Consider the following 19,437-nt stretch of genomic DNA (forward strand, 5'->3'; position numbering starts at 1 on the left):
GCCGATCGCCAGCACCAGCGTGTCCCCGCCCGCCGCGGTTCCCGAGGCCGTCGTGGTTCCCATAAGCTCCTCCTGGTTGAGTGACTTCCTCCAGGTTCAGCTTATCACCACGGCGGCCTCGCTCACATGGAATCTCACGCATCGGTGCGGGGGGCTAGCGCTGCTTGGCGTCCCCCGAATCCACCGCGGCCTCGTCGGTGGCCGTGGAGTCCGCCGGCGGGGCGGTGCTGTCTCCGCCCACCTGCCCGCCCGCGGCCCGCGCCCGCGCCTCGATGCTGTCCAGCGGGGGAAGCTCGCCCTTCAGCATCACCCGGATCTGCTCGTAGGTGGCCTGCATCCGGGCCAGCTGCCGCGCCAGCCGCTCGCGCTCCTGCCGCTCCTTCTGCAGCTCCACCACCTGCCGCTCCAGGAACGGCACCCGCGCGGCCTGTGCCCCCACCCACACGTAGCTGGCCGCCATCAGGAAGAGCAGCACCGCGACCACGCCCCCGGCGATCGCCGCCAGGCGCAGCGTGCGGTACGACAGCTCGTACGAGCGCGTGCTCAGGTTCTTCGAGCCGCCGTGGGGGACGACCACGAACGTCATCCGCCGCTCGTCACGCGCCATGGCCGTACCGGCGGTGCGAGAGTGCGAAGGTGTGAGAGTGCGAGAGTAGAGGTGCGTGCCGTCGTGGGGGCTGCGCCGCCCCCACGCACTTTCGCACTCTCGCACTTTCGCACTGTCCGTCCATCACGCCCGCTCGGCCTCGCTGCCCAGGAGCAGCTCCACCACCCGGTCGAAGTCGTCGGCGTTGTAGAACGGGATCTCGATCCGCCCGGCCTTTCCGCTGGTCACCCGGATCCGCGCCGCCGTTCCCAGCGCGCGCTGCAGCTCCGCCTCCAGGTGGCGGACGTGCGGGTCGTCCATCGCGTCGCGCAGCCCGGCCATGGTCGAGCGCGGCGACGGGGCGCCCGAGCCGCCGGGGCGCAGCTGCCGCACCCGCTCCTCGATGGTGCGCACGCTCATCCCGGCGTCCACCGCCTGGCGCGCCAGGTCGGCCATCTCCCGCTCGTCTTCCAGCCCCAGCAGCGCGCGGGCGTGCCCCATCGACAGGTCGCCCTCGTTCACCATCCGCTGCACCGACGCGGGGAGCGCCAGGAGGCGGAGGAGGTTGGCCACGGTCGAGCGCTCGCGGCCCACGCTGTCGGCCACCTCGGCCTGGGTGTAGCCGAACTCGTCGATCAGCTGCTTGTACCCGGCCGCCTCTTCCAGCGCCGAGAGCCCGGCGCGCTGCACGTTCTCGACGATCGCGAGGACGAGCATCGCCCGGTCGTCGATGTCGCGCACCACCACCGGCACCTGCGACCACCCCAGCCGCCGCACCGCCCGCCACCGCCGCTCTCCCGCAATCAGCTCCCACTCCGCCCCCTCCGGCGTGGTCGCCGTTCGCGGGCGCACCACCAAGGGCTGCAGCAGGCCGTTCTTGCGGATCGACTCCTCCAGCTCTGCCAACTGCTCGGCGCTGAACTCGCGGCGCGGCTGGAACGGGTTGGGCGCGATCCGGCTGGTGGGAACCTCGCGCACCCCGTCGCCGGTCTCGATCGCCTGCTGCGTCTCGGCCGAGAAGTCGCCCAGCAGGGCGCTGAGGCCCTTCCCCAGCCGGGGCTTGCGGGTGGCCACGGGCTACTCTCCCCCCGCCGCGGCCATCGGCTCCGGCTCGGCGCTCCGCCCCGCCTTCCCCTTCTTGGCGATGACCTCCTTCGCCAGCGAGAGGTAGCTCTTGGCGCCCACGGACAGGATGTCGTAGAGGACGATCGGCTTCCCGAAGCTGGGCGCCTCGGCGATGCGCACGTTGCGGGGGATGGTCGTCTTGTACACCTTGGGGCCGAAGTACTCCTTCGCCTCGTCGGCCACCTGCCGCGACAGGTTCAGGCGCCCGTCGTACATCGTGAGCAGCACCCCCTCGATCTGCAGCGCGGGGTTCAGGTTCTTCTGCACGATGGTGACCGTGTTCAGCAGCTGCGACAAACCTTCCAGTGCGTAGAACTCGCACTGGATGGGGATGAGGACCGAGTCGGACGCGGCCAGCGTGTTCAGCGTCAGCAGCCCGAGCGACGGCGGGCAGTCGATGAGGATGAAGTCGTAGCGGTCGCGGACGGCCTCGATCGCGCGGCGGAGGATGATCTCGCGCCCCTTGCGGTTCACCAGCTCCACCTCGGCGCCCACCAGGTCGCGCGTGGCGGGGACCACGTCCAGGTAGGGAAAGTGCACCTGCCGGACGATCACGTCCTCGATCGGCACCTCCTCGAGAAGAACGTCGTAGATCGACTTCTCGACCTCGTCCTTGTCGATGCCGAGCCCGCTGGTGGCGTTCCCCTGCGGATCGGTGTCGATCACCAGCGTGCGCTTCTCGGCGACCGCCAGGCAGGCGCCGAGGTTGATGGCCGTGGTGGTCTTGCCGACGCCGCCCTTCTGGTTCGCGATGGCGATGATGCGCGACACGCGTCCTCTGCGCTTGGATGGGGGGATGGGTGCGGGGAATCTACACGGCGGGGTGCGCTTAGTCCAGAAACGCAGGGCGGAATGTTCCACGTGGAACATTCATAGGAGACAGGGGAGAGGGGACAGGGAACAGGTACGGCAAGGCGTCCGGTGGAGGAAATCCACGCGGCCCGTGAGAAATGCGGCTGCCGGAGAGTCACCTCACCGGGAGCAGTTCCCTGTCCCCTGTTCCCTGTCCTCTGTTCCCTCGCTTCCGCACCTCCATCACCAGGTTCTGCAGATCGCTGGGGCTCACGCCGGGAATGCGGCCGGCCTGCGCGAGCGTGGCGGGGCGGACGCGGTCCAGCTTCTGGCGCGCCTCGAAGCTGAGCGACGCGAGGTCGGGGTAGGGGAGATCGCCGGGAAGCGCGAAGTCGGCCTGCCGCCGGAGCGTGTCCGCACGGTCGCGCTCACGCGAGAGGTAGCCCTCGTACTTCAGCTCCATCTCCGCGCTCACCAGCGCCTCGGCCGCCGCAAGCTCGTCCTCCCCCTCCACCGGCGCGCCGCCGACCGCTTCGGCCAGCGCGGCGGCGGTGATGCCCGGACGCTTCAGGATCGCGGCGAGGCGCGTCGGCTCGCGGAGAGGCTGCGAGTTGGCGGACGCGAGGAGATCGGCCACCTGCCCGGGCGCAGCGTTGGTGCCGCGCAGCCACGCATCCATCCGCGCGGCAAGCTCGAGGCGGCGATCCAGGACGGCGCGCTGTTCGTCGGTCAGCAGCCCACGCTCGGCGGCGATGGGGGCGAGGCGGTGCAGGGCATTGTCCTGCCGCAGCACCAGCCGGAACTCCGCGCGCGAGGTGAAGAGGCGATACGGCTCGTCGGTCCCCTTCGTCACCAGGTCGTCCACCAGCACGCCGATGAACGCCTGGTCGCGCTCCAGGATCAGCGGCTCGCGGCCCAGCGCGTGGAACGCGGCGTTCGCGCCGGCGAGGACGCCCTGGCCCGCGGCCTCCTCGTACCCCGTGGTGCCGTTCACCTGGCCGGCGAAGAAGAGGCCGTCCAGCGCCTTGCTCTCCAGCGTCGGGCGGAGCTGGTGCGGGGGGTAGTAGTCGTACTCGATCGCATACCCGACCTTGGTCATCCGCGCGTTCTCCAGCCCGGGGATGGACCGGAGCATCCGCACCTGCACCTCGGCGGGAAGGGAGGTGGAGAGGCCGTTCACGTACAGCTCCGTCGTCTCCAGCCCTTCCGGCTCCAGGAAGACCTGGTGGCGCGGCGCGTCGGGGAACTTCACGATCTTGTCCTCGATGGACGGGCAGTAGCGCGGGCCCCGGCCGGAGATCTCGCCGCCGTAGAGCGCGGACTCGTTCAGGTGGCCGGTGACCAGGTCGCGCAGCGGCTCGCCGGTCCAGGTGATCCAGCACGGCCGCTGCGGGAGGAGCGGCGCGCGCTCCCAGACCGAGAGGCGATACTCCTCCATCTCCCCCGGCTGCAGCTCCGTCTTCGCGTAGTCCACCGAGCGCCCGTCGATGCGCGGCGGCGTTCCCGTCTTGAAGCGCGCGACCTCCAGCCCCAGCGCCTCCAGCTGCTCGGCGAGGCGGACGGACGGCGGATCGCCCGCGCGCCCGGCGGGGACGGCGGGCGCGTGGCCGACGTGGATGCGGCCGCGCAGGAAGGTGCCGGTGGTGACGACGACGGCACGCGCGCGGAACTCGAACCCGCTCTCCGTCCGCACGCCCGCGACGCGAGCGCCTTCGATGATCAGCGAGCCGACCATCCCCTGGAAGAACTCCAGCCCCTCGTGCCGCTCCAGCAGCGCGCGCGCGGCGCGTGGATAGAGGCCGCGATCGCACTGCGCGCGCGGCGCCCAGACGGCGGGGCCCTTGGACCGGTTCAGCATGCGGAACTGGATGCGCGCGCGGTCGGTGGCCATCCCCATCACGCCGCCCAGCGCATCCACCTCGCGCACGACGGTGCCCTTGGCCACGCCCCCGATGGCGGGGTTGCAGCTCATCTGGCCGATGGCCTCGAGGTTGGCGGTGACCAGCAGCGTGCGCGCGCCGGCCCGCGCCGCCGCGGCCGCCGCCTCCACGCCGGCGTGCCCGCCGCCAACTACGATCACCTCGTACGCGCTCGTCATCACGCTCCTGATCATCCCGCGAAGCCGTTTTTCATCTCCCTATATATAACAATGTCAGCCCGGCCCCCGGTACCGGCATCTCCGTCCGATGTTCCACGTGGAACATTCCCGCTCTTCGCTCCACCTCCGCACTCCCGCACTCCCGCACTCCCGCACTCCCGCACTCCCGCACTCCCGCACTCCCGCACTCCCGCACTCCCGCACTCCGTACATGGCACACCCATTGCACCCCCGCGACAATCCCATACGGACGGGCACCCTTCACGACGAGGGAGGCAACGCATGCAAGACAGTAATTTCGGCGCCGGGGGCACCGGCGGCGGAACTGGAGAGAGCGGCCGCGGCTCGGGCCTGGGTGACGGATCGCCCAGCCTGGGCGCCACGGGCGGAAGCACCGGCGGCCTGAGCGGATCTACCGGTTCCACAGGCGGACTCGGCTCCCCCAGCGGCTCCACGGGCGGCAGCAGCCTGGGCGGGACCACCAGAAGCGGCGGCAGCCTGGGCGGGTCCAGCAGCGGGTTGGGCGGAACGAGCGGCCTCGGCAGCACCAGCGGCACCGGGCTGGGCGGCGGCACCACGGGGAGCACGGGTGGGCTGGGCGCCACCGGAAGCACCGGCGGGCTGGGCGGGAGCACCGCGGGCTCGGCCAACCGGCCGGAGTTCGGCGGGTCGACCGGCACGGCCACGGGCACCGCGAGCCGCTTGGGCGGAACGAGCGGCGGCGGGCTGGCCGACACGCTGCAGGAGCTGCAGGGGCGCGCCGACCAGCTGATGGACGAGGCGGCCGACCAGCTGGAGGAAGTGGCCGGGCGCATCGACGACCTGGCCGAGAAGGTGCCGAACAGGGGGCTGGGCGCTCGCGCCGGCGGAATGGCCTCGGGCGCGGCCGACACGCTGGAGAGCGTCGCGCGCTTCCTGCGCGACAACGACGTGAACACGCTGCAGCGCGAGCTGGGCCACATCGTGACCGAGCACCCGATCCCGGCCATCCTGGCCGCGGTGGGAGCCGGCTACGTGGTCGGCAAGGTCCTGCGCTAAGGGAGGCGGAACAATGGCGGACCGAGTCCAGCCGCCGGTGGTAACGGCGGTACCCGCGGACGGCCGCGCTCCGGCGGCCGAGCCGCAGCTGGGCGACCTGTTCCGGCAGCTCGCGCAGGACAGCGCCACGCTCGTCCGCCAGGAGATGGCGCTCGCAAAGGCGGAGCTGCGCGAGAACGTGAAGAGCGTGGCGCGCGACACGGCCAAGATCGCCGTGGGCGCCGTTCTCGCGGCCGTGGGAGCGCTCGTGCTCGTGCTCTTCCTGGTGCTGCTGCTGGGATCGGCGCTGAACCACTACTGGCTGGGCGCGCTGATCGTGGGCCTGCTGTTCGTGGCCATCGGCGGCTTACTGGCCATGAACGCCATGAAGCGGCTGAAGCACGACACCATTACTCCGGACCAGACTCTCCAGACCCTCAAGGAGGACAAGCAATGGCTGCAGAGCGAGATGAAGCAGGTCCGACGGGACCTGGCCTGAGCGGCACCGGGCGCGACAACGCCGGCCTTGAGGCCGGCACCACCGGCTCGGGCGCGTGGGGCGACGCGCCGGGGAGCGCCGACGTGCACGCGGGGATCGCGTTCAACCCGCAGAGCCAGCAGGACGAGGGGCTCCGCGACCGCACGGTGAACCGGGTGAAGGACGCGGCGGGAACGGTGGCCGACACGGCCGGCGACCTGGGGCAGCGGGCGCGCTCGTTCGCGGGCGACGTGGCCGGCCGCGCGGGTGACGTGGCGTCGCGCGCGAAGGACCGCATGGGCGCGGTGGCCGACCGGGCGCAGTCGGCGCTCGAGGAGCGCGGCTGGCTGGACCGCCTGCGCGAGAACCCGCTCCCGGTGCTCGGGGTGGCGTTCGGCGTCGGCTTCCTGATCGCGGGCGGGAGCCGCGGCGGCGGCAAGGCCACGCGGGTGCGCGGCGAGCTGCGCAGCGCGCTGGCGGCCGGGCTCTCGGCCGGGCTGGCGCAGGGGGCGCGCGCGTTCCTGCGCAACGCCGGCGCCGAGGACGGCGTGATCAACTCGGTGATGCAGAACATCCCCGGGCTGGGCGGGAGCGACTTCGGCGGGCAGCACGGCAGCGGCACCGGCGGGCGCAGCGCGTCGATGCGCGGCTCGGCCGGCACCGGGCGCGGCTCGTCGCAGTACGGCGGTGGTTCGATGGGTGGCGGATCGATGGGCGGCGGAACGCAGCCGCGCACCGGCCGGTCGCCCATGAGCGGCTCGGCGTCGGGCGGCACGGGGACGCAGCACCGCGGGCCGAGCCATCGGGAGAACCTCTGACGCGATGGCCGAGGCCGGATACCGCGTGACGGGCCGGGTGCAGGGCGTGGGCTTCCGCTGGTGGACCCGCGCCCAGGCCGCCCGGCTGGGTCTGGTGGGTACGGTGCGGAACGCGGAGGACGGATCGGTGGAGGTGCAGGCGCGGGGATCCGACTACGCGCTCGCCGAGCTGGAGCGGCTCCTGGTCGAGGGGCCGCCCCACGCCGCGGTGGCGCGCGTGGACCGGATCCCCGCGTCGCTTTCGTCCACGGCGGCCGCTTTCGAGATCGTCCGCTGATTTTCCGAAGCTGACCCGAAGAAAAACGGCTTCACCATTTCGCGCAGGGCTCACGATCGCCACCGGGCGAGGGTATCCGGTGCGCCCCCCACCCCAAAATCGATTCTGAGCGAAAAGAGACCGGGGTTTTCATCCCCCGATCTCCCCGATTTTCTTCGTTCTGCAGTGTCTGTCTATTTTCCGACGCAGAAATCTCCGAACACGCGGTCGAGCACGTCGTCGACCGTAACGGCGCCGATGAGGTCCTCCATTGCGCCGGCGGCGGCGCGGAGATGGGTGGCGGCGAGCTCCATCGGCACCTGCTCGTCGAGCGCGGCGATGAAGGAGGCGATCTCGTCGCGCGCGTGGCGGAGCGCGCGCGCGTGGCGCTCGCGCGTGACCAGCGGCGCCTCACCCGGGTCGCCCAGGATGTGGCCAAAGGCGAGCTGCAGGAGCCGGTCGCGGAGGGCGGGGAGTCCGGTGCCCTCCGTCGCGGCGATGGATACGGAGGGAATGGCGATCGCCGCCTCGTCCGCCGCCTCCACCGGATGGAGATCGGACTTGGTGCGGACGACAACGGTGCGGGCGGGATCGCGGCCGGCGAGGAAGGCGCGGTCGTCGTCCCCCGGCTCGCGGCCGGACTCGATGCAGAAGATCACCAGGTCGGCCGCGGCCAGGTAGCGGCGCGCGACCTCGATCCCCATCCCCTCCACCCGGTCCGCCGTGTCGCGCAGGCCGGCGGTGTCGACCAGGCGGAAGGGATAGCCGTCGAGGGTGACGGAGGCCTCGAGCGCGTCGCGGGTGGTGCCGGGGATCTCGGTGACGATGGCGCGCTCGGTTCCCAGCAGCGCGTTGAAGAGCGACGACTTGCCGGAGTTGGGCCGTCCGGCCAGGACGGTGAGCGCGCCCTCGCGCAGGAGCTCGCCCTCGGGCGCGGTGGCCAGCAGCGCCTCGATGCGGCGGAGCACATCGGCGACGGCGGCGCGGACGCGCTCGGGAGGGACGGGTGGCTCGTCCTCTTCGGGGAAGTCGATCGAGTAGGCGATCAGCGACTCGGCGGAGATGACGGCGCCGCGCAGCTCCTCGATGCGGCGCGACAGGCCGCGCTCCATCTGGTGCACGGCCGCGCGGTGCAGCGCCCGCGAGCGCCCGTCGATGAGGTCGGCGACGGCCTCGGCCTGCAGCAGGTCCAGCTTGCCGTTCAGGTACGCGCGCCGTGTGAACTCGCCCGGCTCGGCCGCGCGCGCGCCGGCGGCGAGGAGCGCGTCCAGCACCAGCTGCGGGGTCAGCACGCCGCCGTGGGTGGAGATCTCGGCGGTGTCCTCGCCGGTGTAGCTGCCCGGGGCGGGGAAGAGGGTGACGAGCCCACGGTCCAGCACCTCGCCCGTCTCCGGATGGCGGAGCGCGACCAGGCGCTGCGTGCGCGGCGGGATGCCGTCCAATCCCGGCGCGATGCGGCGCAGCACACCGAACGCGCCGGGACCGGAGACGCGCAGCAGGGCGACGGCGCCGCGCCCCGGCGGCGTGGCGATGGCGGCGATGGTGTCGGACGCGAGGGGGGAGATGGGCATGCGCGGGAGAATGGGGCGGCGCGCGCGCGGCGACAAGCGGCGACTCGCTCGGCGATTCAGCCGGTGAAGCTAGTCAATCCGGGTAGACGTCATCCTGAGTCGGACACCGCGCTGCGCGCGACCACAGAGGATGAAAGTCGGGCGCCCAGAATAACACAATCTGGACTGACTTTCTATTCAGGCCGGCCACGCATCCACCGGATCTACACAGAACGTTGCAGGCCGAAGGATCTATAAGCGCGGCCGCACGTCAGCCGGAGGGAACGCACGGAGCCATCGGCGCGGTGCCGCCGCTCACGTGCTCAGCGGGCAATAGATCCTTCGGCCTGCCGTCATCGGTGCGACGGCACTTCGGTCGTGGCCGGCCTCAGGATGACGTCTTTTCTCCCCATTCTCATCCAAATCCTCCATTCTCATTCCAACGGCGAAACGCCCGCCACTCGTGGGAGAGGCGGGCGTCTTTCATCTACCGATGCCGTCGTTATCGTCGGCGGACTTCCTTGATCGGGGTGGCGCGCTTCGGGGCCTTGGCGGCGTCGGCGGCCTTCTGGGCGTCCATAGCGGCGCGGCGCTCGCGGGCGATCAGGATCTGCTGCGGGAGCGAGGCCAGGTTCGAACTGACGTAGTACAGGTTCAGCCCCGACGGCATGAACCAGAAGAAGAAGCCCATCATCAGGGGCATCGTGTACATCATGGTCTTGGCCTGCGCGTTCTGCTCCATCCCGCTCATCTTCGTGCTCACCCACTGCAGCGCGAACATCGACGTCACCAGCAGGATGGGGAGCAGGTAGATGGGGTCGCGCAGCGAGAGGTCGGGAAGCCACATGAACCCGGTGCCGCGGAACTCGATGGCCCCCTGGAAGACGAAGAAGAGGGTGATGAGCACCGGCATGGGGATGAGCATGGGGAGACACCCCGACATCATGGAGAAGGGGCTCACCCCCAGCTCCGAATACATCTTCATCATCTCCTGCTGCTGCCGGCGCGGATCCTCGCCGTACCTGGCCTGGATCTCCTTCATCCGCGCCTGCATCACCGGCTGCACCGACATGTTCTTCATCTGCGACCGCATGGCGCGCGCGTTCAGCGGCCAGGTGACCAGGCGCACCACGATGCCGAAGATCAGCAGCACCCACCCGTACGCCAGCCCCATGTTCTCGTGCATGGCCCGCAGCGCCCACAGCACCACCGCGGCGATGGGGCGAACGATGGGACGGAGCCAGCGGTAGCCGTACGGGTTCACCTCCTCGAGCTGGTGCCCCACGGCCACCAGGCGGTCGTGCTCCAGCGGGCCCAGGTAGGCCTGGTACCCGAAGGTGCCGTCCGCGCCGATGGGGAGCGACACCGTGCCCGCGGCGCGCGGCGAAACCAGCGCCTCGTCGCCCACCTTGTAGTTCTCGTCCGGCAGGTCGGTGCCGATCAGGCGCGTGAACTCGCGCCCCTTCGGCACCAGCGCCATCAGGAAGTAGCGGTCGCGGAGCCCCGCCCACGCCAGCGGCCCGGCGATGGTGTCCTGCACGCCGGGCTTCACCTTGGCCAGGTACTCGCGCTCCACCCGGCGCCCGTTCCAGGCCACGAACGACAGCTCGCGCGAGGTGTTGTGCTCCTTGGCGTCGTGCGGCGCCAGGCCGGTGCCCAGGCTGGTGTTCAGCGTGCCCGCGCCGCCCAGGCCCAGCAGCCGCCCGCTGACGTCGACCAGGTAGTCGTTCGCGCGGAAGGTGTAGGTGATCCGGGCGACGGGCACGCCGCCCTGCGTGGCCGTGAAGGTGAGCGACTGCGGCGCCCCGCCGGCGCGGAGGTCGATGCGGTTGGCGCTCGGCTGGAACTCGGCGGTGCGCAGGTCCAGCGTGCGCGCGGCCGAGGTGGCCGTGCCCGAGAGCACGTCGGTGGCGCCGCTGGGAACCAGCTGCACCCGCTCGCCGCGGTGCACGTACGACGGGTACTTCAGCAGCTCCGCCCAGGTGAGCGCCGCCCCGCGCGTGGAGAACCGGTACTCGTAGAGCGGCGAGCGGACGGTGACCGTCCGCCCGGGCGCCGCCGTCCCCGGCGCGACCGTTCCCGGCGCGGCGGCGGGAGCCGTCGCCGCACCCGCGGTGGTGGCCGCCGGGGCGTGGGCGGCGGCCGCGGCGCTGTCCGCGCCGGTGCGGGCCGGCCGCGGGGGCACGGGCGGGAAGAAGGTCTGCCAGACGATCAGCAGCACCGCCGTGAGCACGAAGGCAAGCGCGAGTCGCTTTTCCATCTATCTTCCAGATCCGTTCAGATCTCGGTGTACCAGGGACCGGCCCCGCGGAGTCAGGGGACCGGGTCGTAGCCGCCGCGCGCAAAGGGCTGGCAGCGCGCCAGCCGCTTCACCAGCAGCCAGGTGCCCCGGCCGGCGCCGTACTTCTCGATCGCCTCCAGCCCGTACGCCGAGCAGGTGGGATAGAAGCGGCACACCGGCGGCTTCAGCGGGCTGAGGGAGCGCCGGTAGAAGCGGATGCCGGCGGTCAGGGCGCGCGCGAGCACAGTTCCTCCACGAGCTCCTGCAGCTCCTGGCGCAGCGCCGCGAAATCGGCCGCGTACGCCTCGGGGCGGGCCCGGATCATTACGTCCAGAGCCAGCCCCGAGTTTCCGAGCGCGGGAAGGACCACGGTGCGGCCCAGCTCGCGCAGGCGCCGCTTCACGCGGTTGCGCTCCACGATCTCGTGCTTGTGCTTGGGCACCACCACGCCCAGCCGGGCAAACGCCACGGGGGAAGGGGAGACGAACGCGTCGAGATGACGCGTCTTGCTCCTCTTCCCCCGTCTGAACAGCGCCCGGATCTCGGCCGAGTGCGTGATCCGTGCCGCGCGCGGAAGCGCAAAGCCCCGCGGGGCGGGCCCCTCGGCGTCCACCTTGCGGCGGCGGCCGCGTTCTACTTGCCGCCGATCTCGACGACCAGGCGGTGGCGGCCCTTGCGCCGGCGGGCGTTCAGGACCTCGCGGCCGCCCTTGGTGGCCATACGGGCGCGGAACCCGTGCTTGTTGATCCGCTTGCGGTTGCGCGGACGATAAGAAGGCTTCATTGGTACCCCTTCGGGTGCTGCCCGTAGTCGGTGTTCAGGAGCGGCAAAGACAAGCAAGATAGCCATTCTCAGCCGTTCCGTCAACCGGCGGCGGTCACGCCGATCGCCGTCCCCCGCTCAGGACGGCTGCGCCGTGGGGTGCGCGAAGATGACGAGCGTGCCGGCGGGATCGCGGACGGTGAACTCCGTCATCCCGTAGAAGGTGGTGTGGCGGGGGAGGACGATGATGCCCTGCATTGCCCGCTCGGCGGCGTCCAGGTCGTCGACCTCGATGAAGAGCTGGATGCTGGGCTCGCGCGTGGCGGGCGGCGCGTCGGCGCCCATCCCGGCGCGGCTCTGGTACATCACCTCTACGCCGTCCTTCTCCACGATCGCGAAGGCGAGGCCGTCGTCTCCCGGCACCTCGGCGGTGCGCCGGAAGCCGAGGCGCTGCTCCCAGAACGCGGCGCACGGCTCCACCTGGTCCACGATGATGACGGGCGTCAGCTTGTTCATCCTTTGCCTCCGGGGTGTGGGGGACGGAACGGAAGGCCGCCGCGGCGCCGAGCCCCGGCAGCAGTGCGGCGGTGGCGATGCTGGTGCGCAGCGGGCCGCTCGGGTCAGCAGGTAGTCTCAATAAGACTATTCACGATTCCAATATTCTTATTTAGACTACTCGCTGTCAAGAGCTTCATCGCAACGGGAGATGCGGATGGCGGAGCGCGCGTCGCGGCTGACGGTGGCGGACCTTGTGGTGCTGGCGCTGCTGCACGAGCGCCCGATGCACGGCTACGCGGTGACGGCGGAGCTGGAGGATCGCGAGGTGCGCGACTGGGCGGGGATCTCGCGCCCGCAGGTCTACTACTCGCTGAAGAAGCTGGCGGAGCAGGGGTTCACGGAGACGGCGGACGACGCGGGAGACGACGGCGCCGGCGGCCCCGAGCGCCGCGTCTACCGGCCGACGGCGAAGGGACGCGAGGCGCTGCAGGACGCGCTGGAGCGCGAGGACTGGGCCGAGCAGCGCCCGCCGCCGCCGTTTCTCACCTGGATGGCGCTGGCCTCTCACGCACGCGAGGGCGCGCTCGCGAGGCAGGTGGCGCGGCGGCGCGCGTTCCTCGGGCGCGAGGCCGCCCGCGAGCGCGAAACGCTGGCGTCCATGCAGGGCGAGGGCGGCGCCGGCCACGTGGCGGGACGGCTGATGATCGAGCTCACCATCCGCCAGTTCGAGACCGAGCTGGCGTGGCTGGACGAGGTGGAGCGGGCATTCGGGGTCGCCGGAGGCGGCGGGCAGGTGTCCAGTTGATGGAGTGCGCCGGTGATCCGCCCCCCCGCTTGCGCGGTTCCGAGCGATCCGCGCATCCCCCGCGACCGCCGCCGTCTGTATTCCATCGGCATCTCTCGACTGCATCCCGTGACAGAAGACAAGCCGCACGCTGATGCTTGATCCGGATGGTCGACCCTCCATCTCCCCTGCTGCACTTTCTGTATCTTTCCCCTGCTGCTACGCGAGCCGCGGCAGGTGGCGGGTGACGGAGATTACACACGGTGTGGACAGCCGCTATACATCGTGAAGTGCACGCGCGCAAGAGTCTTGTAAACCGAAGAAAATCCAGCATTGATGCGGGGTTCCTTGACTTATCCACAGCCCCGGAATAGGTTGCGAGCCTACCGTTTTCAAGGGCTTCGCGTCCCACCCACAGAGGTCATGGAGCACACCGCAGGGGAGGTCTGGTCGCGCATCCTGGAAGCCGCCAAGGCTGCGCTCCCCGAGCAGGCATACCGGACCTGGCTGGCCCCGACGCAGGCGGTGGCGATCTCTCAGGAGCTTCTGGTGGTCTCCACCCCCAACCCGTTCGCGGTGGACTGGGTGGAGGACAAGTACGCCGAGATGCTCACCGGAATCGGCGAGTCGCTCTTCGGGCGGCGCTTTACCCTGTCCGTGCAGTTCCAGGCGAACGGCAAGCCCGCCGCCGTCCCTCCTCCGCCCCTCGAGATCGCGCCGCCGCCCGTGCCCGCCGCCGCGCCGCAGGCCCCCGCCGCACCCGCAGCCGCCACGCACCCCAACGGGTCGCTGCGGACGGTGCCGCTGAACCCGCGCTACATCTTTCCCCGCTTCGTGGTCGGCAACAACAACCAGCTTGCCGCCGCGGCCGCGCACGCCGTGGCCGAGGCGCCGGCCAAGCACTACAACCCGCTGTTCATCTACGGCGGGGTGGGGCTGGGAAAGACGCACCTGATGCACGCCATCGGGCACGCCATGCTCGACCGCGACCCGGGGAAGCGGGTGATGTACCTGTCGTCGGAGCGCTTCACCAACGAGCTGGTGAGTGCCATCCAGGAGGGCTCGATGGCCGAGTTCCGCCGCCAGTACCGGCAGATCGACCTGCTGCTGGTGGACGACATCCAGTTCCTGGAGGGGAAGGAGCGCACGCAGGAGGAGTTCTTCCACACCTTCAACGCGCTCCACGACGCCCAGCGCCAGATCGTGCTGACCTCCGACCGCCCGCCGAAGGAGATCGGGCTGGAGGACCGCCTGGTCTCGCGCTTCGAGTGGGGGCTGGTGGCCGACATCAAGGCGCCCGACTTCGAGACGCGGATGGCCATCCTGCGCCGCAAGGTGGAGGAAGACGGGCTGGTGATCCGCGACTCGGAAGACGTGCTGACCTTCATCGCCCGCAACCGCACCTCGTCGGTCCGCGAGATCGAGGGCGCGGTGATCAAGCTGCTGGCGTACTCGTCGCTCACCGGGCGGCCGATCGACATCTCGCTGGCGCAGGAGGCGCTGGGCGGCGCGCTGCGCCCCGGCGGCGGAGGGATGAACGGCGCCCCCGAGCTGAGCCCCGAGCGGGTGCGCGAGACGGTGGCGCAGGCGTTCGGCACCACCCCCGAGGCGCTGCAGTCCAAGAAGCGCACCAAGGACCTGACGGTGCCGCGCCAGGTGGCCATGTTCCTGACCCGCGAGCTCTTCGACCTGCCGCTGGTGGAGATCGGGAAGCTGTTCGGCGGGCGCGACCACTCCACGGTCATCCACTCGATCAGCAAGGTCGAGGAGGACATGGCCGCGGACCCCGGATTCCGGCAGCGCGTGGACAAGGTCCGGGCGTCCCTGCGCTGACGCCTTCCGCACGGCTCCTTGACAGGCGCCCGGAGCGGCGCGTATTTGCGCGCGTCTCCGCACTCCGTTCCCCACGCCTGTCGCCGGACCGTCGCAAGAGCGTCACGAGGCTGTGGAAACAGACTGGGGATAGACGGTGGAAAAGGTGTGGGAAACGCGGGGAAGCTGTGGGGATGTGGAGCGCGTGGAGAACCGGCGAGTTCCCCACACCCCGCCCCACAGCCGTGGAAAGCCCGGAAGACGGTGCGGGAGATGGAGATAGGGGGAGGGAAGCGGAGCTGTCCACAGATCCACACCCTCTACTACTACTACTGAGTTTTGAAACTCTAAAGGCACTAGTAAGACTTCCGGTGGAAAAGCGCCGGTCACTCCAGCCTGGGCCGCGGACAGCGTATGCGATTCACCATCACGCGTGAGAACCTGCAACAGGGGCTGGGCGCGGTCGCGGGGAGCATCCCGACGCGCACCACCCTTCCCGTGCTCTCGAACATCCTGATCGAGGCCGAGGACGGGGCGGTGCGGATGAGCGGCACCGACCTGGACACCGCGGTGAGCGTGCGGGTGCCGGCCGAGGTGGCCGAGCCGGGCGCCATCACCGCGCCGGCCAAGAAGCTCCAGGAGATCGCGCGCGAGCTGCCCGGGGCCACCGAGCTCTCCACGCAGGGCGACTCGATCCTGATCTCCAGCGGCCGCACCCGCTTCAAGCTGAACGGGCTGCCGCGCGACGAGTTCCCGGCTTTCCCGAAGGTCGACTTCGGGGGGAGCTGGCGGGTGACCGGGGCCGAGCTGCAGCGCCTGATCACCCACGTCTCGTTCGCCGCGAGCACCGAGGAGACGCGGCCGATCCTGAACGGCGTGCTCTGGCAGCTGCAGGACGGCGAGATGCGGATGGTGGCCACCAACGGGCACCGGCTGGCCAAGATGACGCTGCCGGTGGAGGCGGGGGCCGAGGCGCCGGCGGCCGACCTGATCGTGCACCCCCGGGCGCTGCAGCAGGTGCAGCGCCTGTTCGCCGGCGACGCGCAGGTGGAGGTGGCGCGCTCGGAGAACCACATCGGCTTCCGCTCGGAGACGGTGCAGGTGTACACGCGGCTCATCGAGGGGCCGTACCCCAACTACGAGCAGGTCATCCCCAAGGACAACGACAAGTTCATGGTGGCGGACAAGGGCGCGCTGAACAGCGCCATCCGCCGCATGGCCATCGTGGCCAGCGACCAGACGCACCGGATCCGCATGTCGCTGGGCGGGCCGTCGCTGAAGTTCAGCGTGGAGAGCCCGGACCTGGGCGCCGCGAACGAGGAGCTGGAGGTGGAGTACGACGGCGACCCGCTGGAGATCGGCTTCAACGCGCAGTACCTGCTGGAGCTGCTGCGCTACATGCCGACCGACGAGGTGAAGATGAGCTTCAAGGCCCCCGAGCGCGCCGCCACCATGCAGCCGCTGGGGAACGAGGACACGCCCGACTACCTGTGCCTGGTGATGCCGCTCCGGCTGCTGAGCTGAGCGGCGGTCCGGACGGACTCGACGGGGAAGAGCTGGACGGGAAGGACGGATCGCGGGGAGGGGCCGGGGCTTCTCCCCGCTAGCTGTTTCCGGGCGGGTTCGTGGACGATTTAGACAGGAGAGAGGGGGGAATGGACGGGCCGCGGCGCAACGATCCCTGCCCCTGCGGGAGCGGCAGGAAGTACAAGGCGTGCTGCATGGAGCGCGACCGGGCCGCCGGCCGGACGCTGCGCCTGGTGGGCGGCGGGCGCGTGCCCGGCGAGGAGCGGTGGAACCTGGCCGCCCGCGCCGCGGAGGCGTGGGATGCGGACGTGGTTCCGCTCCAGGGCACCTTCCGCGAGGACCCGGACGCCGCTCCCGCGATCCTCCTCGTTGGCGCGGCGGGGTTCGTCCTGGCCGCCGACGTGCTGGCCCAGCGGCCCGTGGACGTGGCCGGGCGCGCACGGGCCGTGTCCGAGGCCGTGCTGACCGCGGGGCGCACGGTGGGCGTGCTGCCGCCGGCGCTGCACGTGCGCGACGAGGCCCTGGTCGAAGCGCTGGCACCGGGGCTGGAGCCGCGCGGCATCGCGGTGGCGGCGGCGCCCATGCCGGAGCTGGACGAGGCGATTTTCAAGGCGCTGCGGCACATCGAGGAAGACGGCCCCGCGGCGTACATGTCGCGCCCCGACACCTGGCGCGAGACCGAGGCCACGCCAGAGGAGATCGCGGCCTTCCACGCCGCGGCCGCCGCGTTCCACCGCGCCGCGCCCTGGCTGCACGTGGACGACACCGTCGCGCTGGAGCTGACCTTCGACGACGGGCAGACGTTCATTGCCGCGGTGATGGGGGGCGCGGGGATCGACTTCGGGCTGTCGCTCTACTCGGATCCCGCCGACATCGAGGACCTGTACGAGAGCTTCGACGGGGAAGACCCGATGGAGACGGTGCGCCGGATGCGCGGGTTCACCGTCACCGTGAGCTTCGACCGCCGCTCGCACCTGTCGCGCGCCATGCAGCGCGAGGTGGCCCGGGCCGGGTGGGAGATCGACGGTCCCGGCGGGTATCCCGAGATCTACGGGATGCGCCTGCCGGGCTTTCGCGTGACGGCCGGGCACGTCCGCATGATGACGGGCGCGCTGGCGGCGGTGACGCGCGAGGTGTGCGGCGATGCGGCCGTCGAGGGGATCCGGGAGATCCTGGAGATGGCGGACGTGAGCATCGCGACGGTCGACGAGCTGGACGACGACGATCCCGGGCTCCCCTGGCCGGCGCTGGAGGTGGCGCACCCGATCGGGCCGGTGGGGCCGAACGCCGATCCCGGGGCCGCGCTGCGGAACATCTGGGCGAGCGGGCTGGACGCGTACGAGGAGCTGCGCGCGCACGAGCTGGCGCGGGTGGGGCGTTTCGAGGCGTGGCTGGCCGCGCGCGGGCTTTCGAAGGCCGCGCAGCGGCGGCACCTGCGCAACGCGCGGGTCTGGAGCGAGTACCTGGCCGGGATGGAGGTGTCCGCCGGGGCCGCCACCGAGTTCGACCTGCGCACGTACCTCTACGACTGGTTCCCGCGGAAGGAGACGCTGCCGAAGGACGTGGAGCGCGCGCTGGACGATTCGCTGCGCACGTTCTTCGGCTGGCTGGAGGCGGAGGAGGGGATCGGCTACCCGTGGGCGGCCGGGGTGCTGGCGGAGCGCGCCGACGTGGCGCTCGAGCGCGGCGCGGCGCCGGAGGGCGGGTTCTGGGACGACGAGGTGATGGACTGGCGGGGGATGCTGTGGGCCGACTTCGACCGGCGGGCGTTCCTGCACGACTCCGAGTTGCCGGGAACGCGGGACGGCTGGCCCACGCTGATGAACAACGAGGTCGCGAGGCTCCGCAACGAAGTGCAGCGGCGGTGGCTGGTCTGGTACGACGAGGCGGTGCGCGGCGGCGTGACGGAGCCGGAAGAGCTGCGCGACACCCTCGCCCTGCGGCAGCGCGGGTGGGAGAACACGCCGCACCCGCAACTGGGCGGACACACGCCGCGCCAGGTCGTCACCGAGTACGAGCGGCAGCCCGTGGAACCCGGGTTCGCGGATCTGTTCGGCAAGGAGCGGTGAGATACGATGGGCTCGCGCGCTGGCCGGCGCTGCCCTGTCGGCTGATGCCCACGCGACACGGAAAAGGCGCGGGAGATCCGGATCTCCCCGCGGCTTTTCCGTGTCTGTGCTACGCGCCTGCGGCCTGGGCGAACCCTTCTTCACCGTCCCTCAGCCGCTCGAGGATGAGCTCGGCGGCGGTGAGGTGGTCGCGGGCGAGGTTGTGGCCGGCGTCGAGCAACACGATCTCGGCGAGGCCGGGGGGAAGATCGGGAGCCAGCGCGGCGGGGTCTTCCGTGCCGTTCACCACCAGGACGGGGATGCCGCGCAGCGCCTGCAGCTCGGGGATGACGGGAACGTCGGTCTGGCGCTCGTGGTAGCCGGCCAGGTCGCCCCAGTGGAAGCGGAAGCTGGCCATCCGCGCGGGGGAGAAGAGCGCCATCAGCCGCACCCGATCGCGCAGCTCGGGCGGGATCCGCCGCGCGACGAACGGCAGCAGGTCCGCGCCGCGCGAAAGGCCGACGAGAACGACCGAATCCGCATTCCACGCCCGCAGGTAGTGCCGCAGCACCGCTTCGACATCCCGCGCCACGCGGTCGGGACGCTTGCGCAGCAGGAGATACGTGCGCGCCTTCAGCCCCACGCTGCTGATCCCGTGCTTCGCCAGCTCGCGTGCGAGGCCGCGGATGAGCATCGCCCAGTTCCCATCTCCCGTGAAGACGAAGGCGATGGTGCGCCCCGGCTCCGGTGCGCGCTCCTCCACCAGCGGCAGATGGCGCAGCGCGCGCGGCCGCTCGTCGCTCGCGCGGCGGAGCAGCTTCCGTGTGGCGTTCAGCAGCCTGGTGAGGCGCACTCGCGCTCCGGATTCATGGTGACCGAGCGCGAGGGCGAAGAGCAGGCGGCGTACCATCCTCTGCATGTCCGCTCTTCCAAGGGACTTCAACAGAGAAGTGTCACACGGAGGGAACGGAGTTAACGGAGAACTCACCCGGAGCCCGGCATTTC

19 protein-coding genes and 1 pseudogene are annotated in these 19,437 nt (G+C 71.0%); 9 read left to right on the forward strand and 11 right to left on the reverse strand.

The window, feature by feature from the left end:
• Nucleotides 1-154 precede the first annotated feature (154 nt).
• The 4 genes from VLK66_RS18080 to mnmG form a co-directional block, all read right to left on the reverse strand.
• Complete coding sequence (locus VLK66_RS18080) at nucleotides 155-607, reverse strand: hypothetical protein (RefSeq protein WP_325310862.1); 453 nt, start codon at nucleotides 605-607, stop codon at nucleotides 155-157.
• A gap of 123 nt (nucleotides 608-730) precedes the next feature.
• Complete coding sequence (locus VLK66_RS18085) at nucleotides 731-1,660, reverse strand: ParB/RepB/Spo0J family partition protein (protein ID WP_325310863.1); 930 nt, start codon at nucleotides 1,658-1,660, stop codon at nucleotides 731-733.
• A gap of 3 nt (nucleotides 1,661-1,663) precedes the next feature.
• On the reverse strand, nucleotides 1,664-2,482 hold the full coding sequence (locus VLK66_RS18090; RefSeq protein WP_325310864.1) for an AAA family ATPase: 819 nt from the start codon (nucleotides 2,480-2,482) through the stop codon (nucleotides 1,664-1,666).
• 196 nt (nucleotides 2,483-2,678) lie between these two features.
• Nucleotides 2,679-4,601: a tRNA uridine-5-carboxymethylaminomethyl(34) synthesis enzyme MnmG gene (gene mnmG, locus VLK66_RS18095; RefSeq protein WP_325310865.1), complete on the reverse strand. Its 1,923-nt coding sequence runs from the start codon at nucleotides 4,599-4,601 to the stop codon at nucleotides 2,679-2,681.
• Between the two features lie 282 nt (nucleotides 4,602-4,883).
• Between mnmG and VLK66_RS18100 the strand changes: the two genes are divergently transcribed.
• Genes VLK66_RS18100 through VLK66_RS18115 form a run of 4 tightly spaced genes read left to right on the forward strand, consistent with a single transcriptional unit; the run spans nucleotide 4,884 to nucleotide 7,191 of the window.
• On the forward strand, nucleotides 4,884-5,639 hold the full coding sequence (locus VLK66_RS18100; protein WP_325310866.1) for a hypothetical protein: 756 nt from the start codon (nucleotides 4,884-4,886) through the stop codon (nucleotides 5,637-5,639).
• Nucleotides 5,640-5,652: 13 nt separating this feature from the next.
• Entirely contained in the window at nucleotides 5,653-6,117 is a 465-nt protein-coding gene (locus VLK66_RS18105) for a phage holin family protein (protein ID WP_325310867.1), read from the forward strand.
• Nucleotides 6,072-6,914 carry a hypothetical protein gene (locus VLK66_RS18110; protein ID WP_325310868.1) on the forward strand — a complete coding sequence of 281 codons (843 nt, stop codon included), beginning with the start codon at nucleotides 6,072-6,074 and terminating at the stop codon, nucleotides 6,912-6,914. The genes VLK66_RS18105 and VLK66_RS18110 overlap by 46 nt, the downstream gene beginning before the upstream one ends.
• 4 nt (nucleotides 6,915-6,918) lie before the next feature.
• Nucleotides 6,919-7,191 carry an acylphosphatase gene (locus VLK66_RS18115; protein ID WP_325310869.1) on the forward strand — a complete coding sequence of 91 codons (273 nt, stop codon included), beginning with the start codon at nucleotides 6,919-6,921 and terminating at the stop codon, nucleotides 7,189-7,191.
• A gap of 173 nt (nucleotides 7,192-7,364) precedes the next feature.
• Here the strand turns inward: VLK66_RS18115 and mnmE are convergent, their stop codons facing one another.
• The 6 genes from mnmE to VLK66_RS18145 all read right to left on the reverse strand — a co-directional run bounded on the left by mnmE (nucleotide 7,365) and on the right by VLK66_RS18145 (nucleotide 12,279).
• Nucleotides 7,365-8,741: a tRNA uridine-5-carboxymethylaminomethyl(34) synthesis GTPase MnmE gene (gene mnmE / locus VLK66_RS18120; protein WP_325310870.1), complete on the reverse strand. Its 1,377-nt coding sequence runs from the start codon at nucleotides 8,739-8,741 to the stop codon at nucleotides 7,365-7,367.
• Nucleotides 8,742-9,222: 481 nt separating this feature from the next.
• A complete protein-coding gene (gene yidC, locus VLK66_RS18125) occupies nucleotides 9,223-10,980 on the reverse strand; it encodes a membrane protein insertase YidC (RefSeq protein WP_325310871.1) in 1,758 nt (585 codons plus the stop codon).
• Between the two features lie 53 nt (nucleotides 10,981-11,033).
• On the reverse strand, nucleotides 11,034-11,246 hold the full coding sequence (yidD, locus tag VLK66_RS18130) for a membrane protein insertion efficiency factor YidD (protein WP_325310872.1): 213 nt from the start codon (nucleotides 11,244-11,246) through the stop codon (nucleotides 11,034-11,036).
• On the reverse strand, nucleotides 11,228-11,614 hold the full coding sequence (rnpA, locus tag VLK66_RS18135) for a ribonuclease P protein component (RefSeq protein ID WP_325310873.1): 387 nt from the start codon (nucleotides 11,612-11,614) through the stop codon (nucleotides 11,228-11,230). The genes yidD and rnpA overlap by 19 nt, the downstream gene beginning before the upstream one ends.
• A gap of 20 nt (nucleotides 11,615-11,634) precedes the next feature.
• A complete protein-coding gene (gene rpmH, locus VLK66_RS18140; protein WP_325310874.1) occupies nucleotides 11,635-11,784 on the reverse strand; it encodes a 50S ribosomal protein L34 in 150 nt (49 codons plus the stop codon).
• 117 nt (nucleotides 11,785-11,901) lie between these two features.
• Nucleotides 11,902-12,279 carry a VOC family protein gene (locus tag VLK66_RS18145; RefSeq protein WP_325310875.1) on the reverse strand — a complete coding sequence of 126 codons (378 nt, stop codon included), beginning with the start codon at nucleotides 12,277-12,279 and terminating at the stop codon, nucleotides 11,902-11,904.
• Between the two features lie 196 nt (nucleotides 12,280-12,475).
• On the opposite strand from VLK66_RS18145, the gene VLK66_RS18150 reads away from it, so the two are divergent.
• The 5 genes and pseudogenes from VLK66_RS18150 (at nucleotide 12,476) to VLK66_RS28820 (ending at nucleotide 18,453) form a co-directional block, all read left to right on the forward strand.
• Nucleotides 12,476-13,066 carry a PadR family transcriptional regulator gene (locus VLK66_RS18150; RefSeq protein WP_325310876.1) on the forward strand — a complete coding sequence of 197 codons (591 nt, stop codon included), beginning with the start codon at nucleotides 12,476-12,478 and terminating at the stop codon, nucleotides 13,064-13,066.
• A gap of 402 nt (nucleotides 13,067-13,468) precedes the next feature.
• Nucleotides 13,469-14,878: a chromosomal replication initiator protein DnaA gene (gene dnaA, locus VLK66_RS18155; RefSeq protein WP_325310877.1), complete on the forward strand. Its 1,410-nt coding sequence runs from the start codon at nucleotides 13,469-13,471 to the stop codon at nucleotides 14,876-14,878.
• Nucleotides 14,879-15,271: 393 nt separating this feature from the next.
• Nucleotides 15,272-16,381: a DNA polymerase III subunit beta gene (dnaN, locus tag VLK66_RS18160; RefSeq protein WP_325310878.1), complete on the forward strand. Its 1,110-nt coding sequence runs from the start codon at nucleotides 15,272-15,274 to the stop codon at nucleotides 16,379-16,381.
• 116 nt (nucleotides 16,382-16,497) lie between these two features.
• Nucleotides 16,498-16,587: pseudogene (locus tag VLK66_RS28770) on the forward strand (SEC-C metal-binding domain-containing protein); the annotation flags it as partial.
• Nucleotides 16,579-18,453, forward strand: coding sequence for a DUF7309 domain-containing protein (locus tag VLK66_RS28820; RefSeq protein WP_422655643.1), 1,875 nt, complete (start codon nucleotides 16,579-16,581; stop codon nucleotides 18,451-18,453). The pseudogene VLK66_RS28770 and the gene VLK66_RS28820, both read left to right, overlap by 9 nt.
• Nucleotides 18,454-18,562: 109 nt before the next feature.
• Here the strand turns inward: VLK66_RS28820 and VLK66_RS18170 are convergent, their stop codons facing one another.
• Complete coding sequence (locus VLK66_RS18170; RefSeq protein ID WP_325310880.1) at nucleotides 18,563-19,285, reverse strand: AcvB/VirJ family lysyl-phosphatidylglycerol hydrolase; 723 nt, start codon at nucleotides 19,283-19,285, stop codon at nucleotides 18,563-18,565.
• Nucleotides 19,286-19,437 lie beyond the last annotated feature (152 nt).

Origin of the sequence: Longimicrobium sp. (assembly GCF_035474595.1) — a bacterium.
In the GTDB taxonomy this organism is placed as follows: domain Bacteria; phylum Gemmatimonadota; class Gemmatimonadetes; order Longimicrobiales; family Longimicrobiaceae; genus Longimicrobium.